At 57.1% G+C, this 14344-nt stretch carries 17 protein-coding genes; 9 read left to right on the forward strand and 8 right to left on the reverse strand.

The genetic code is table 11. The features are described 5' to 3' along the window. Window positions 1–252: 252 nt before the first annotated feature. The 4 genes from ACJ5NV_RS10130 (at window position 253) to grxD (ending at window position 4070) form a co-directional block, all read left to right on the forward strand. Complete coding sequence (locus tag ACJ5NV_RS10130; protein ID WP_411643558.1) at window positions 253–927, forward strand: hypothetical protein; 675 nt, start codon at window positions 253–255, stop codon at window positions 925–927. A 218-nt stretch (window positions 928–1145) separates the two neighbouring features. Next, window positions 1146–3305: a phosphoribosylformylglycinamidine synthase subunit PurL gene (purL, locus tag ACJ5NV_RS10135; protein WP_411643559.1), complete on the forward strand. Its 2160-nt coding sequence runs from the start codon at window positions 1146–1148 to the stop codon at window positions 3303–3305. A gap of 99 nt (window positions 3306–3404) precedes the next feature. Next, complete coding sequence (locus tag ACJ5NV_RS10140; RefSeq protein WP_411643560.1) at window positions 3405–3635, forward strand: BolA/IbaG family iron-sulfur metabolism protein; 231 nt, start codon at window positions 3405–3407, stop codon at window positions 3633–3635. A gap of 75 nt (window positions 3636–3710) precedes the next feature. Continuing rightward, window positions 3711–4070, forward strand: coding sequence for a Grx4 family monothiol glutaredoxin (gene grxD, locus ACJ5NV_RS10145; RefSeq protein WP_411643561.1), 360 nt, complete (start codon window positions 3711–3713; stop codon window positions 4068–4070). A gap of 6 nt (window positions 4071–4076) precedes the next feature. On the opposite strand, the gene ACJ5NV_RS10150 is transcribed toward grxD, so the two are convergent. Genes ACJ5NV_RS10150 through ACJ5NV_RS10160 form a run of 3 tightly spaced genes read right to left on the reverse strand, consistent with a single transcriptional unit; the run spans window position 4077 to window position 5218 of the window. Further along, complete coding sequence (locus ACJ5NV_RS10150) at window positions 4077–4400, reverse strand: MliC family protein (protein ID WP_411643562.1); 324 nt, start codon at window positions 4398–4400, stop codon at window positions 4077–4079. A 4-nt stretch (window positions 4401–4404) separates the two neighbouring features. Further along, window positions 4405–4776: a cell division protein ZapA gene (locus ACJ5NV_RS10155; RefSeq protein WP_411643563.1), complete on the reverse strand. Its 372-nt coding sequence runs from the start codon at window positions 4774–4776 to the stop codon at window positions 4405–4407. Beyond that, the gene (locus ACJ5NV_RS10160) at window positions 4763–5218 is read right to left on the reverse strand and encodes a hypothetical protein (RefSeq protein WP_411643564.1); all 456 of its coding nucleotides are present in this window, start codon (window positions 5216–5218) and stop codon (window positions 4763–4765) included. The genes ACJ5NV_RS10155 and ACJ5NV_RS10160 overlap by 14 nt, the downstream gene beginning before the upstream one ends. Window positions 5219–5469: 251 nt before the next feature. On the opposite strand from ACJ5NV_RS10160, the gene tkt reads away from it, so the two are divergent. After that, window positions 5470–7488, forward strand: a complete 2019-nt coding sequence (gene tkt, locus ACJ5NV_RS10165) for a transketolase (RefSeq protein WP_411643565.1) — start codon at window positions 5470–5472, stop codon at window positions 7486–7488. A 103-nt stretch (window positions 7489–7591) separates the two neighbouring features. On the opposite strand, the gene ACJ5NV_RS10170 is transcribed toward tkt, so the two are convergent. Further along, a complete protein-coding gene (locus tag ACJ5NV_RS10170) occupies window positions 7592–7918 on the reverse strand; it encodes a BLUF domain-containing protein (protein ID WP_411643566.1) in 327 nt (108 codons plus the stop codon). 156 nt (window positions 7919–8074) lie between these two features. On the opposite strand from ACJ5NV_RS10170, the gene ACJ5NV_RS10175 reads away from it, so the two are divergent. The 3 genes from ACJ5NV_RS10175 to ACJ5NV_RS10185 all read left to right on the forward strand — a co-directional run bounded on the left by ACJ5NV_RS10175 (window position 8075) and on the right by ACJ5NV_RS10185 (window position 9722). Continuing rightward, window positions 8075–8296: a hypothetical protein gene (locus ACJ5NV_RS10175; protein WP_411643567.1), complete on the forward strand. Its 222-nt coding sequence runs from the start codon at window positions 8075–8077 to the stop codon at window positions 8294–8296. Between the two features lie 81 nt (window positions 8297–8377). Next, complete coding sequence (gene gap / locus ACJ5NV_RS10180) at window positions 8378–9379, forward strand: type I glyceraldehyde-3-phosphate dehydrogenase (RefSeq protein WP_411643568.1); 1002 nt, start codon at window positions 8378–8380, stop codon at window positions 9377–9379. A 184-nt stretch (window positions 9380–9563) separates the two neighbouring features. Beyond that, window positions 9564–9722: a hypothetical protein gene (locus tag ACJ5NV_RS10185; RefSeq protein WP_411643569.1), complete on the forward strand. Its 159-nt coding sequence runs from the start codon at window positions 9564–9566 to the stop codon at window positions 9720–9722. Window positions 9723–9776: 54 nt separating this feature from the next. Here ACJ5NV_RS10185 and coaD read toward each other — a convergent pair whose 3' ends face one another. The 3 genes from coaD to ACJ5NV_RS10200 form a co-directional block, all read right to left on the reverse strand. Next, window positions 9777–10271, reverse strand: a complete 495-nt coding sequence (coaD, locus tag ACJ5NV_RS10190; RefSeq protein WP_411643570.1) for a pantetheine-phosphate adenylyltransferase — start codon at window positions 10269–10271, stop codon at window positions 9777–9779. 63 nt (window positions 10272–10334) lie between these two features. Then, window positions 10335–10769 (reverse strand): CBS domain-containing protein, encoded by a 435-nt coding sequence (locus ACJ5NV_RS10195; protein WP_411643611.1) that lies wholly within the window; start codon window positions 10767–10769, stop codon window positions 10335–10337. Window positions 10770–10808: 39 nt separating this feature from the next. After that, window positions 10809–11711: a LysR family transcriptional regulator gene (locus ACJ5NV_RS10200; RefSeq protein ID WP_411643571.1), complete on the reverse strand. Its 903-nt coding sequence runs from the start codon at window positions 11709–11711 to the stop codon at window positions 10809–10811. Between the two features lie 95 nt (window positions 11712–11806). On the opposite strand from ACJ5NV_RS10200, the gene ACJ5NV_RS10205 reads away from it, so the two are divergent. Beyond that, window positions 11807–13306, forward strand: coding sequence for a CoA-acylating methylmalonate-semialdehyde dehydrogenase (locus ACJ5NV_RS10205; protein ID WP_411643572.1), 1500 nt, complete (start codon window positions 11807–11809; stop codon window positions 13304–13306). Window positions 13307–13432: 126 nt separating this feature from the next. Here the strand turns inward: ACJ5NV_RS10205 and ACJ5NV_RS10210 are convergent, their stop codons facing one another. Next, a complete protein-coding gene (locus ACJ5NV_RS10210; protein WP_411643573.1) occupies window positions 13433–14302 on the reverse strand; it encodes a hypothetical protein in 870 nt (289 codons plus the stop codon). Window positions 14303–14344 lie beyond the last annotated feature (42 nt).

Genomic DNA, 14344 nt, shown 5'->3' on the forward strand with positions numbered 1-14344 from the left:
CCAATGCGTGCATTCACCACATAGGTCCGAAGCGGCCACATTTGCAGCTACCCCCGCACCACCTCGTTAGCGATAACAAATTTTACTGATGAACCGCGGTGACACGACCAGCCGCTCTCGACAAGTGGCGTTGCCTTATTTTTGCCCTAATGTGGTATCCTAGTTGTATTCATGATGTTGAAATAGCTGGACACCTTCTCAGACAGCGCAACTCAACATTCAGTTTGTAGTCGTGTAACAAGGGAACAAGTTATGAAAAAGAACAGTATTTTTAGTGCAGCCATCATTTTGCTGCTACCCACCTCCCCCTCATTTGCACTCGACTTGGGCGCTAGTGTCTCACTCGACCGCGATAGCGGCATTTCTGTCAATGCCAACGTCGGGAAAACTTCCGCAAGCGCGAATGTCGGTGGCAACAACGATAGCGGGTCTGGCGGTAACGCCCCCTCCGTGAGCGCCAACGTCTCAACCGGAGGCGGATCAGGTGGCTCCTCGGGCGGACTTGGCGTCGATGTCGGCATTGGAAATTCAGGCGATGATGTTGCAGATGCCGGAGGCGGCAGCACAGGCGGCGGCAATTCAAATGGTGGCGGTTCAGGTGGTGGCACCGATATGAACGTTGATGGAGGCGGCAATATATTGGCCTCAGGTGGCGTTCGTTCCATGGAGCTACCCGTTATCGCAAACCAGAATGGCAGCCTGCAACTGATCGGCACAAGCGTCTGGACGAATGATCGTGTCTTGGTCGGTGTTGTCACCCGCAGTTCAGACGTCGATGGCCGCCGCGTCATGATCCAGGTGGAAATGGTCGACAGCTTCCCAATTCAGCATGACGTTGTGCACTTCAACGTGGTGCCGACCTCCGCACAGGAAGGCAAGATGTTGCTGAACCTCAGCAGCGCGCAGCTCGCACAGCAGCTGTCCTGATCCACCACCCAGAGGCGGCGACCGACCCGGCGGGCCGCCTCACCATATACAACCGGGCGCGACATGATCAAATATTACCCGAAAAGTCGGGCGCTCTTTCTTCGTAAAACCCAGATGCACAGACAACCAGCATGTAACATGCCACCTGTCACAGCATTTTGCGACTTTCACCCCAGGCTTCGCCTCTGTATGACACCCTCAACTAGCCGGGGATGATCATGACAGAGCCAACTATCACAAACGACCTGATCGCAAGTCACGGATTAAAGCCCGACGAATACGACCGTATTCTCGAAATCATCGGTCGCACACCAAGCTTCACCGAACTCGGCATTTTCTCTGCCATGTGGAACGAACATTGTTCCTATAAATCCTCCAAAAAATGGCTGCGCACCCTGCCCACCGAAGGGCCACAGGTCATCTGCGGCCCCGGCGAGAATGCAGGCGTGGTCGATATCGGCGACGGGCAAGCGGTGGTCTTCAAGATGGAAAGCCACAATCACCCCTCTTATATTGAACCATATCAGGGTGCTGCGACCGGTGTAGGTGGTATCCTGCGGGATGTTTTCACCATGGGCGCGCGCCCCATCGCCGCCATGAACGCGCTCAGCTTCGGCGATCCGTCGCACCGCAAGACCCGACAATTGGTCAATGGCGTCGTCGAAGGGATCGGCGGCTATGGCAATTGCTTTGGCGTGCCTATGGTCGGGGGCGAAGTCCGGTTCGATCCGGCCTATAACGGCAACTGTCTGGTCAACGCCTTCGCGGCGGGGCTCGCCGACGCTGACAAGATTTTCTACTCTGCCGCCTCCGGCATCGGCATGCCGGTCGTCTACCTTGGCGCCAAAACCGGGCGCGACGGTGTGGGCGGCGCGACCATGGCATCTGCCGAATTCGACGACACGATCGAGGAAAAGCGCCCAACGGTACAGGTCGGTGATCCCTTTACCGAAAAACGGCTGATGGAAGCCACGCTGGAGCTTATGGCGACCGGCGCGGTGATCTCTATCCAAGACATGGGGGCTGCGGGGCTCACCTGCTCTGCTGTCGAAATGGGCGACAAGGGCGGGTTAGGTGTAAAACTGAACCTCAACGCGGTGCCCCAGCGCGAAGCCAATATGACAGCCTATGAAATGATGCTGTCTGAATCGCAGGAACGCATGCTGATGGTGCTCAAGCCAGAGCTTGAGGCCGAAGCACGCGCCGTATTCGAAAAATGGGATCTGGATTTCGCCATCGTTGGTGAGACCATCGCCGAGGATCGGTTTATCGTCGTCCATAATGACGAGGTGAAAGCGGATCTGCCACTGGCAACCCTCTCCGGCTCCGCCCCGGAATATGACCGGCCATGGGAACCAACACCCGCCGCCGAACAGCTCGAAGACATCCCCGGCGTGCACCCGATTGACGGGTTGAAGGCTTTGATCAGCAGCCCCAACTACGCAGGCAAACAGTGGGTCTACGAACAATATGACACGCAGGTCATGGGCGACACCGCACGCACACCCGGTCACGGGTCGGGCATCGTTCGGGTGCACGGCACTGAAAAATCGCTCGCCTTCACCAGCGATGTCACACCGCGCTACGTCAAGGCGAACCCGGTCGAAGGTGGCAAGCAAGCGGTGGCCGAGGCCTACCGCAATCTGACCGCCGTCGGGGCAACCCCGCTTGCGACAACCGACAACATGAACTTCGGCAACCCTGAAAAACCAGAAATCATGGGGCAATTCGTCGGCGCCATCCAAGGCATCGGCGAAGCAGTCAAGGCGCTGGATATGCCCATCGTTTCGGGCAATGTCTCGCTTTATAACGAAACAGACGGGGTCGGCATCCTGCCCACTCCTACAATCGGGGCGGTAGGGCTGATCTCTTCGCCCGATCACATGATCACCGGACAAATCCGCGAAGGGCATTTGCTGCTGCTTTTGGGCGAAACAACCGGCCATCTGGGCCAATCCGCCCTGCTGGCAGAGGTTTACCGGCGCGCCGACGGCGATTCACCCAACGTCGATCTGGCAGCCGAAAAAGCGCATGGCGACTTCATTCGCGCCAATCATAGCACCATCCGGGCCTGCACGGATCTGGGCGATGGCGGGCTTGTCCTTGCTGCATTCGAGCTGGCTGAAGAGGCGGGCGTTGGTATCACGCTTTACGCCGAAGACACCCCTACCCTGTTCGGCGAAGATCAGGCGCGCTATCTGGTCGCGTGCAATTTCGATCAGGCAGAGGCGCTGATGATCGCAGCCAACCAAGCAGGCTTGACACTGACCACCGTCGGCAAGGTCGGCGGGGATCAGATCACACTGGGAAGCCACAGCGCACCGCTTGCCGAACTGGCACAAATTTTCCGCAGCGCTTTTGCCGACGCTGTGGCCTGACACCAGCGCAACCGGGCTGCATCTTCAAACCAATGTTAGCCCCGGTTGCAGTGTGTGCTGCGTCAGCCTATCTAAGAACAAAGTAACAAGGAAACTTGCATGCCTATTTCGGCCCATGAAATCGAAGCGCTGCTGCGCGAAAGCTTCCCGGACGCGACCATCGAAATCCAGGGGGATGATGGCGTTCATTTCCAAGGACTGGTCATCGACGAAAGCTTTCGCGGGATGAACCGCATCCAGCAACAACGCGCCGTGATGGCTGTGATCAAGCCCAAGGTCGATAGCGGCGAAATCCACGCGCTCGGCCTGACCACCAAGGCACCGGACTGACCCCAAATTTTGGCACAAAATTTGCCGCCAAAGTCTGTGTCAGACTTTGGTTCCTAGACTGAAGGATACGGAAACATGACTGCTCAAGACCAGATCAAGGACACCGTCAGCAAGAATGACGTCGTACTGTTCATGAAAGGCACGAAATCCATGCCGCAATGCGGGTTCTCCTCGCGGGTGGCCGGGGTACTGAACTTCATGGGCGTCGATTATCACGACATCAATGTGTTGTCTGATGACGGTATCCGCCAGGGTATCAAGGATTATTCCGACTGGCCTACGATCCCCCAGCTTTACGTAAAGGGTGAATTTGTCGGCGGCTGCGATATCATCACTGAAATGACCCTGTCGGGCGAACTGGATACGCTTTTTGCCGAAAACGGTGTGACATTTGACAAAGACGCCGCTGACAAAATCCGCGAAGCCAACGGCTAAACCGGATCAACCGGCAGAACAAAAGGCGTAGAGGGTCACCTCTTCGCCAGTCTCGGCGTAGTACCACCCAAGCGTGGCCTCACTGCCTTTCGACCACCAGATGTATCCGGACCCATCGTTCGGGAACTGATAACGCGCACCCGATGCGGCGGGCGCGCGTTCAAGGGTGATCATGCGCCCCTCAACCCACAACACAACTACCGCCAATTCATCATTGTGATTGACATAGACGGCGGGAATTTCGACGCCGCGTTCGCACATATATGTCAGCGCACGGATTTCCGCCTGCGCCGCATTTGCCGTCAGGGCCACGATCCCGGCCCAGAACATGCGCTTAACTATTCTTCTGCTCCACATGATCGGCCAGCGCCTCTGCACGGGCGGCGATTTCGGCCAAAGTATCGCTCAGACCAGCAGGAACGACAGGCACTTCAATGCGCTCAGCCTCTGGTGCGGGCTGCGCGCGGCTCTCCGCCGCATCAGCCTCGGCCGCACGCAGTTTCTCCTCCAGCCCGGCGGTCTTATCGGCCAGCATCAGTCCCGCCATCAGCAGCATCCGGGATTCCGGCAGCCGGCCAATCTGCTCAGACAGATGCGCGGCCTCCCGATCAAGCATCGCCGCAGCGGAATGCAGGAAATTTTCTTCGCCTTCCTGACAGGCCACTTCAAATTTGCGGCCCCCGATAGAAATCTCAACCTGCGGCATTGGCGGGCTCCTCGATCAAGGGTGTCAATTCAGTCAGAATGGCATCAATCTCAGCCGCATCAGCGGACCGCTGTGCATGCAACGCCTCTACCTCAGCCGCGATTGCCTTGTCCAGAAGCTCAGGAGCCAGCCCCTCTGTCACCGCCTCGCGCAAAGCCGTATTCATATCACGAAGCTGCACATTCGATGCACGCAGCGACTGCAATTCAGCATCCAGTAGCGCCATCTGCGCCTTCTGTGCTTCAAATTGCGCCGTAACGCTATCATAGGCAGTCTGCATCGCCTGCAAATCTTCGGTCAGCTGAGCAGAGGTGGCACGTTCTGCCTCCAGCGCCGCATCATCCGCCTGTTCCGGCGCCCCGGACATCTGAGCATCAAGCCCTTGCCTGATCCGATCCAGCGCCGCTGTGATCCGGCTTTCCAGTTCACCTATTTCACTCATCCGACCGTCCTTTCGCCACCGCGCGGCAGCAATTGCAAACGCTGCGGTCAGCCCCCGCCCGCGCCGAAAATGATCCGGCCTGTGCCGAATCGTATCTATCCGTTATTAACCTAAGCGATCCCCCTGCCCCCCGCAAACCGCGGGGTGGCAAGAAATTGAATAGCTTAGCCTGCATGCTTGATCTCAAGAAAGGGCCTGATATGAGGCTAAGCAAGGAAAAAACCCACCTTTCTGAACAGGACAAACCTACCTTGGATATTGCAGCCCTGCGCACCGCACACCCCGATCACTGGAAAAAAGCCACAGCCATCCGCAGCCTCACGCTTGATGCGGTCGCCGCCGCCAACTCCGGTCACTCCGGCATGCCCATGGGGATGGCCGATGTGGCAACCGTGCTGTTCGAAAAGCACCTGAACTTCGACCCGAAAGTCCCTGACTGGCCAAACCGCGACCGGTTCATCCTCTCGGCGGGGCACGGCTCCATGCTGCTTTATGCGCTGATGTATCTGACCGGATATGAAGACATCACGCTCGATCAGATCAAGAACTTCCGCCAATGGGGGGCACGCACCGCAGGCCACCCCGAATATGGCCATGCCCGCGGGATCGAAACCACGACAGGCCCGCTGGGTCAGGGCATCGCCAATTCCGTGGGCTTCGCGATTGCCGAGGAAGTGCAGCGCGCCACTTGGGGCAAGAAGATCATCGACCATTATACCTATGTCATGGCGGGTGACGGCTGCCTGATGGAAGGCGTCAGCCAGGAAGCCATCGGTCTGGCGGGGATGCAAAAGCTCGGTCAGCTTGTTGTTTTCTTTGACAATAATAACATCACCATCGACGGCACCGTCGACATGGCCGATATCACCGACCAGCCCGCGCGCTTTGCGGCCTCTGGCTGGCATGTCCAATCCATCGACGGGCATGACCCCGAAGCGATTGATGCGGCCATCACAGCGGCCAAGCAAGACCCGCGCCCGTCAATGATCGCCTGCAAAACCCACATCGCCCTCGGCCATGCCGCGCAGGACACGTCGAAAGGGCATGGCGCCCTGACCGACGCGGATCAGCTCAGAGCCGCAAAAGAAGCCTATGGCGCACCCCTCGGCGAATTTGAGGTCGAAGCAGCCGTCAAATCGCAATGGGAAGCCATCGGCGCACGCGGCGAAGCGACACGGAAAGATTGGGAAAGCCGTTTCGCGACGCTCTCGGCCACCAAACAGGCCGATTTCAACCGCGCCTACGCAGGCGAAGCGCCCAAGCGGCTCAGCGCCACGATCCGCGCTTTGAAAAAACAAGTCACCGAAGGCCAGCCCAAGGTCGCGACCCGCAAATCCTCTGAAATGGTGCTTGAGGTGATCAACCCGGTGATGCAGGAAACCATCGGCGGCTCGGCGGATTTGACCGGCTCCAACAACACCAAAACCAGCGATCTCGGCATTTTCACCCCTGAAAACCGCAAGGGACGCTACATCTATTACGGTGTGCGGGAACACGGAATGGCCGCCGCAATGAACGGCATCGCTCTGCATGGCGGTATGCGACCCTATGGCGGGACGTTCATGTGCTTCACCGATTATGCGCGCGGCGCGATGCGACTGTCGGCGCTGATGGGCGTGCCGGTCACCTATGTGATGACCCATGACAGCATCGGTCTGGGCGAAGACGGCCCGACGCACCAGCCGGTCGAACATCTGGCCATGTTGCGGGCGACCCCCAACATGAACGTGTTCCGCCCTGCCGATACGGTGGAAACAGCCGAGGCCTGGGAAATCGCACTCACTGCGACGAAAGCGCCCTCTGTGCTCAGCCTGACCCGTCAAGGCCTGCCCACCGTGCGGAAAGAGCACAAGAATAAGAACCTGACCGCGCAAGGAGCCTATGTTCTGGCAGAGGCCGAAGGCAAGCGTCAGGCAATCCTGATGGCCAGCGGCTCGGAAGTCGCCACCGCGCTGGAAGCGCGCGACCTGCTACAGGCCGACGGCATCGGCACCCGTGTCGTATCCATGCCCTGCTGGGAACTCTTCGCCGCACAAGACGAAAGCTACCGCCGCCGGGTTCTGCCCGCCGGACCCGTGCGTGTCGCAATCGAAGCAGGCGTGCGGCTTGGCTGGGATCAATGGCTTTTTGGTGAGCGCGGCAATGCCAAAAAAGCCGATTTCGTCGGCATGCCGGGCTTTGGCGCCTCTGCACCTGCCGAACGTCTGTTCGAAGAATTCGGCATCACCGCGGCTGATACCGCTGCAAAGGTCAAAGCGCTGCTGAAGTAATCAGGGGCAAACGGCCCTCGTTCACTGCGCAGGATATTAAGGCGGCCTCTTTCACGGGGGCCGCCTTTTTTACATCCCAAAGTGGCAGCTGCCCGCTTACAACTCAGGCATTCATCGCGTTGATAACAGTGCTGAAATCCAGCCCATCCACGCGAAGCATCGACCAATCGGCAAAATGCCGTTCGGTTACCTGCTTTTCATCAATAATCTTGAAACCACTGTGCCGGGAATCAGCTGCGATATTGTCCAGCAAAACGCGAATGTGTTTCTCTTCGCCCTCCAGCACCTGGCAAAAATTACGACCGTTGAATGTCAACGCACCGGTAATATTGAATTTCGCATTACACTCCTGCGCCACACTGACGATGTTATCCACATCTGCCGGGACAAGCTCGGCTTCAGCCGTACTGAAATAGAGAACTCTGATCATAATCCAATCCTGTTACAAACCCACAGGTCTGACGTCGGCTGTAACCGTAAACTCATAACCAGATACCCTGGCCACACTATGTCAAATGACATCAACAAACCTTTTTCATCAACCCTTACGCATCGTCAATAGGCCCACTACAACGACGCATTTGACATGCGCCAGCCCCAACGGGCCGCAAATAATAGCGCAATGTCTTTTGCCAATCCGCCGTACCCGCGCTACACCCACGAAATGACCAACACGCTCGCCATCATACTCGGTATTTTTATCATCGGCTTCATCGCGCTCGACATTTTCGTGATCGAAGCGGATGTGCTATTGTTTCTGGCGCGTAAGTTCGTTGCACTCACCGAATATCTCGCATTCTGGCGCTGACGCTGCTAAGTGAACAGGAGTTGACCTTTTGCGATAAATCGCAATGTTGGCGCTAACATTGATCCCATCAGGAGGACGAACATGGCCGTCAAAGTCGCCATCAACGGATTTGGCCGAATTGGCCGCAACGTGTTGCGGGCTATCATCGAAAGCGGGCGCACCGATATCGAAGTGGTCGCCATCAACGATCTGGGTCCGGTTGAAACCAACGCGCATCTGCTGCGCTTCGATTCAGTGCATGGCCGCTTTCCCGCGACCGTCACCACCACTGAAACCACCATTGATGTCGGTCGCGGCCCGATTGAGGTAACCGCAATCCGCAACCCCGCCGACCTGCCTTGGGGGCATGTTGACGTTGTGCTGGAATGCACCGGCATCTTTACCAGCAAAGAAGCCTGCCAAGCGCACCTCGATAACGGCGCATCGCGGGTTCTGATCTCTGCCCCCGGCAAAGATGCTGACAAAACAATCGTCTATGGCGTAAACCACGAAACGCTGACAAGTGACGATACCATCGTTTCCAACGCCTCCTGCACGACCAACTGCCTGTCGCCGGTCGCCAAGGTTCTGAACGACGCCATTGGGATCACCAAAGGCTTCATGACGACAATCCACAGCTACACCGGCGATCAGCCGACGCTGGACACGATGCACAAGGATCTCTACCGGGCGCGCGCTGCGGCCCTGTCAATGATCCCCACATCCACCGGTGCCGCCAAGGCCGTGGGTCTGGTGCTGCCCGAACTCAACGGCAAACTGGACGGCGTCGCGATCCGCGTCCCCACTCCAAATGTCTCCGTCGTGGACCTTACTTTCGAAGCATCGAAAGCCACGACAGTGGAAGAGGTCAACGCAGCAATCATCGCAGCGGCCGACGGCCCGCTCAAAGGCATTCTCGGCTACACAGACCTGCCGCTTGTCAGCTCTGACTTTAACCACGACCCGCATTCGTCGGTCTTTCACCTTGATCAGACAAAGGTGCTGGACGGCAACATGGTCCGCATCCTGACATGGTACGACAACGAATGGGGCTTCTCCAACCGGATGAGCGACACCGCCGTCGCCATGGGCAAGCTGATCTGACCAACATTAAATGCGCAAGAATCAAGCCGACCCCTCGCGGGTCGGCTTTTTTGTGAACAAAATATGTATTTCGCCATGCTGTCTACGCATGCCGGCTTCACGGGTATCGCAGTTGTGCTGCAGCGCAGCATCCCTATCTTCGATATTCAAGACAAGACGCGACGACCTACGAAGGATATATAGAATGACTGCATTCAACACCGTTCGCACCGCCATCCAAAAACGCATGGCTTACCACCGGCTCAAGGGTGAACTGCAAAATATGCCCGCTGATATCGCCATTGATCTGGGAATGTTCCGCGAAGACGCTGCCGAAGTGGCATCAAAAGCGATCTACGGCTAACGGATGCACATCGTGCGGATGCGGCGAACAAGTGGCTGCAAAGCAGCCGCTACATCAGCCTGTGAACTTTTTCTGCAGCGCGTCATTGACCAATGGCGTGACGAATTTCGACACATTGCCATTCAGCCGGGCGATTTCCTTGACCAGTTTTGATGCAATCGCCTGATTCTTCGCATCAGCCATCAGGAATACGGTCTCAATCGAGTTATCCATCGACCTGTTCATCCCCACCATCTGGAACTCATATTCAAAATCAGCCACCGCGCGCAGACCGCGAATAATGACCCCTGCCCCTACATCACGGGCACAGTTAATCAACAGATTCTCGAACGGATGTACGACAACATCACAGCCGCTCGCGGCCCCCAGCGGAACACATTCTGACTGGACCATCGCCACCCGTTCTTCCAATGAAAACAACGGCTTTTTGTCGCGGTTGATCGCAACCCCAATAACCAAGCGATCAACCAAAGAACAGGCGCGACGAATAATGTCGATATGGCCATGCGTCACCGGATCAAAGGTGCCGGGGTAAAGTCCTACGCGCATGGTGCACCTCGTGTCTTGCTTCGCGCCCAAGCAACAATATTACGCTGGAAATTGCAAGCAGGGCTAATGGCCCATAATCATGCCTTCCAGCGCATCCTTTTCCATCGACAGCTCAGACAAACGCGCCTTGACCACATCACCGATTGAAATCAAACCAATCATCGCGCCATCCTGCATCACCGGCAGGTGACGAAAACGGCCATTGGTCATCATTTCCAACACGTTCAGCGCATTGTCAGATGGGCTACATGTCACCAGTTTCGTTGTCATGATGCTGCTAACAGGCTCATCAATACAGGCTGTCCCGCGCTTGCCCATCTCGCGGACAATGTCACGCTCCGACAGGATACCATCCAGCGTATCACCATTAGCAGACACCACCACTGTCCCGATCCGATTGTCGGAAAGCAGCTTGATCGCATCACGTGTATAATCTGTCGGCTTGACAGAAATCACACCGATATCGGCCTTTGACTTAAGGATTTGAGAAACGATCATCATCCGGCTCCTTCAAATTGCGCCATGAATTTCAGCGTCTCAAATCAAGGCACCGCCTGTCAAGCGTGCTATTCGCTCCAGTCGCACAACCTCTGCCTGTAACCCACTGGTCAACGCATCGGCAAAACGGCTCAACCGGTCCGATTGACGGTCAGATGCATGGCGAACCAAATAGAAAGATCGCGTCAGCGAAATCTGATCGGTTAACACCCGGCGCAGCTCCGGCGCGAACGGCAAGGCAAAGTCATGCACAATCCCGACCCCCGCCCGCCGGATCATCTGCAACTGCACGGCAACAGAATTCGACGCCAGATGCACACCTTGCTTCCCCAGCGCGCCCAGATAGTCCAATTCCTTGTCAAAAATCATGTCCGGAATATAGCCGACAATGGCGCGCCCACGCAGATCAGCCAGTGTTTCAATCGCTGGTTCATCAGCACGTGTCGCCAAGTGCAAATGATAATCGGTGATCTTATCGACGCTCAACCGCCCCGCCGCAGGCGGGCTGACCGTAATCGCCATATCCGCCTCGCGCCGCGATAGGTTAACGACACGGGGCAGCGCCAGCACCTGCACCTCAAGCTCCCGATTGTCCGCCTGTATCGCCGCACAGACCTGCGGCAGCAGAAAATTGGCCACGCCATCCGGTGCGCCAATCCTGATCTGCCCGCTCAGCGCCGCCGACGCGCCCTGCCCTTCATCAAAGGCCAGCGACAAATGCGACTCTGCCTCTGCGGCCCGGTCGCGCATCCGCTCACCCAAATCGGTCAGCGCATACCCCTGCGGACTTTTGACAAACAGCACCGCCCCCAAAGCATGTTCCAGCCGGGCGATCCTGCGGCTTAGCGTGGCCGGATCCATCTGTAGAACCGGCGCAGCACCCGTCAGGCTCTCTGCGCGTGCCACAGCCAGAAACACCCGCATGTCGTCCCAATTGTTCATCACATACCTGCATTTTTGCAAAACTGGTTTGGGGAAATTCTTCTTTTCCACCAAAAAACGCAAGCCTATAGTCACCACAACCAATGGAGGACCCGATGCAAGAACTGACCCACTACATCAACGGCGCACATGTCAAAGGCACATCCGGGCGCTTTGCAGATGTGATGAACCCCGCCACAGGAGAGGTGCAGGCAAAGGTCCCGCTGGCCAATGCCGCCGAACTGGCACAGGCTGTTGACATCGCACAAGCAGCGCAGCCCGCATGGGGCGCCGTGAACCCGCAACGCCGGGCGCGGGTCATGATGGCCTTTGTCGGCCTGCTGAACCGCGATATGGACAAACTGGCAGAGGCGCTCAGCCGCGAACACGGCAAGACCCTCCCCGATGCCAAGGGCGACGTGCAGCGCGGGCTGGAAGTCGTAGAATACTGCATTGGTGCGCCGCAACTGCTCAAAGGTGAATTTACCGACAGCGCCGGCCCCGGCATCGACATGTATTCGATGAAGCAGCCACTCGGCGTCACTGCGGGCATCACCCCCTTCAACTTCCCCGCCATGATTCCAATGTGGATGTTCGCGCCCGCCATAGCCTGCGGCAATGCATTCATCCTCAAACCGTCCGAACGCGATCCCTCCGTCCCACTGATGCTGGCCGAATTGCTGGAAGAAGCAGGCCTGCCCAAAGGCATCATCCAGGTCGTCAATGGCGACAAGGAATCCGTCGATGCGATCTTAGATCATGACGTGATCCAGTCCATCGGCTTTGTCGGGTCAACCCCCATCGCCGAATACATCTATGGGCGCGGCTGTTCCAACGGCAAACGGGTGCAGTGTTTCGGCGGCGCCAAAAACCACATGATCATCATGCCCGACGCCGACATGGACCAAGCCGCCGACGCGCTGATCGGGGCCGGATATGGTGCCGCAGGCGAACGTTGCATGGCGATTTCTGTCGCTGTACCCGTAGGCGATGAAACTGCCGACCGCCTAATTGAAAAGCTGGTGCCACGGATCGAAAAACTGAAAGTCGGTCCATATACATCAGGCAATGACGTCGACTACGGCCCCGTTGTCACCGCCGCCGCCAAGGCGAACATCCTTAAATTGATCGAAAGCGGCGTGGCCCAAGGGGCTGACCTTGTCGTGGATGGGCGCGATTTCAAGCTGCAAGGCTACGAAGACGGCTTCTTTGTCGGGCCGCATCTGTTCGACCGGGTCACCAAGGACATGGATATCTACAAACAGGAAATCTTTGGCCCGGTCCTGTCCTGCGTGCGGGCGCAAAGCTATGACGAGGCGCTCAGCCTCGCGATGGACCATGAATATGGCAACGGCACCGCAATCTTTACCCGCGACGGCGACGCCGCGCGCGATTTTGCCAACCGGATCAATATCGGCATGGTCGGCATCAACGTCCCGATCCCGGTGCCACTGGCCTATCACACCTTTGGCGGCTGGAAGAAATCGGTCTTCGGCGACCTGAACCAGCACGGTCCAGACGCGTTTAAATTCTATACGCGGACCAAGACGGTCACGTCACGCTGGCCCTCAGGCATCAAAGAAGGCGGCGAATTTTCCATCCCCGTGATGGAATAACGGCAAAGACGGGGTGGGAAACTGCCCCGTCACCTGCAAATATTCTTCACTGCCTTCCACTGTGCATCAGAAGTCGGCATGTGGCTTCCAACATCGGCCTCCAACGATACCGCCGCAAGGAATCGTTCATCTATCGGGCGATCCATCCATCATCTTGTTAATGTAATGTACAACGGGCGCAATCAATTCAGCATCATCCCAATACGACCCATGCGACAACGGATCCCAGCCTTGCGCAACCGGGCGACCCAGATGGATCGGAACATCCCGCAAGGCGCGCTCTGACACCATCTGGCTATAGCACGGGGCCACAGGCCCCATCGGGTAGGCCAGAATATCCTGCTTGTCATAGAAATTCTGCCACCATGTCATGATCTGCGCGTCTTCTGGCAAATCCGCACCCGGATAGGCAATGGGCATGATTTCTTCCTGCCGGTGAGCAAACAAAAACACCGGTATATTGCAGCCAAAGGTCATCAGCCCCGCCACAGTACGCATGTCCTGCAATGGAGACCCGAAACGACCGGACCCCGTCCGTCCCATAAATCGCTGCAAATCGTAGATATAGTTCGAAACAATATGCGCGCCCAAAGAATGGGCCAGTATCAACACCGGTCCATCGCGGCCGATATCGGCTTCCATATCGCGCATCGTCATTTCAACACGCACATGAATCTGCTCATAAACAGCCGCCGCACCATCGGCCGTCTTACGATATGCAGCCGCATCAGACATAGCCGACATGACAAAGGCGCGCGCAGCGTCGGTGCTTGTCTTATCCCGAATATCCGCAAAAAAAGCCTGCTGACGTTTTTGCAAAATATCCGACCAGACGACCTCTCGCCAAGCAAGATTCGCGGCCTTCGCCCCCAGTTTACGCCGCACGCGACGGGCCATATCACTGGAAAATGTCAGTTCAGAACTGTTTGTCGGGCGCTTCTGGCCCTTAAGCCCCACACCATGAATGACAATCACACCAATTTTTTGCTGCGCCACGAAACAACCCCTTGCTGTTCCGATGGTTATGCACCGATAAAA

It is taken from the genome of Loktanella agnita, assembly GCF_046640325.1.
In the GTDB taxonomy this organism is placed as follows: domain Bacteria; phylum Pseudomonadota; class Alphaproteobacteria; order Rhodobacterales; family Rhodobacteraceae; genus Yoonia; species Yoonia agnita.

Excerpts from the sequence above, each read along its gene's own strand:
- ACJ5NV_RS10130 (WP_411643558.1), top strand. The coding sequence starts at position 253 with ATGAAAAAGAACAGTATTTTTAGTGCAGCCATCATTTTGCTGCTACCC.
- purL (WP_411643559.1), top strand. The coding sequence starts at position 1,146 with ATGACAGAGCCAACTATCACAAACGACCTGATCGCAAGTCACGGATTA.
- ACJ5NV_RS10140 (WP_411643560.1), top strand. The coding sequence starts at position 3,405 with ATGCCTATTTCGGCCCATGAAATCGAAGCGCTGCTGCGCGAAAGCTTC.
- grxD (WP_411643561.1), top strand. The coding sequence starts at position 3,711 with ATGACTGCTCAAGACCAGATCAAGGACACCGTCAGCAAGAATGACGTC.
- ACJ5NV_RS10150 (WP_411643562.1), bottom strand. The coding sequence starts at position 4,400 with ATGTTCTGGGCCGGGATCGTGGCCCTGACGGCAAATGCGGCGCAGGCG.
- ACJ5NV_RS10155 (WP_411643563.1), bottom strand. The coding sequence starts at position 4,776 with ATGCCGCAGGTTGAGATTTCTATCGGGGGCCGCAAATTTGAAGTGGCC.
- ACJ5NV_RS10160 (WP_411643564.1), bottom strand. The coding sequence starts at position 5,218 with ATGAGTGAAATAGGTGAACTGGAAAGCCGGATCACAGCGGCGCTGGAT.
- ACJ5NV_RS10170 (WP_411643566.1), bottom strand. The coding sequence starts at position 7,918 with ATGATCAGAGTTCTCTATTTCAGTACGGCTGAAGCCGAGCTTGTCCCG.
- ACJ5NV_RS10175 (WP_411643567.1), top strand. The coding sequence starts at position 8,075 with ATGCGCCAGCCCCAACGGGCCGCAAATAATAGCGCAATGTCTTTTGCC.
- gap (WP_411643568.1), top strand. The coding sequence starts at position 8,378 with ATGGCCGTCAAAGTCGCCATCAACGGATTTGGCCGAATTGGCCGCAAC.
- ACJ5NV_RS10185 (WP_411643569.1), top strand. The coding sequence starts at position 9,564 with ATGACTGCATTCAACACCGTTCGCACCGCCATCCAAAAACGCATGGCT.
- coaD (WP_411643570.1), bottom strand. The coding sequence starts at position 10,271 with ATGCGCGTAGGACTTTACCCCGGCACCTTTGATCCGGTGACGCATGGC.
- ACJ5NV_RS10195 (WP_411643611.1), bottom strand. The coding sequence starts at position 10,769 with ATGATCGTTTCTCAAATCCTTAAGTCAAAGGCCGATATCGGTGTGATT.
- ACJ5NV_RS10200 (WP_411643571.1), bottom strand. The coding sequence starts at position 11,711 with ATGAACAATTGGGACGACATGCGGGTGTTTCTGGCTGTGGCACGCGCA.
- ACJ5NV_RS10205 (WP_411643572.1), top strand. The coding sequence starts at position 11,807 with ATGCAAGAACTGACCCACTACATCAACGGCGCACATGTCAAAGGCACA.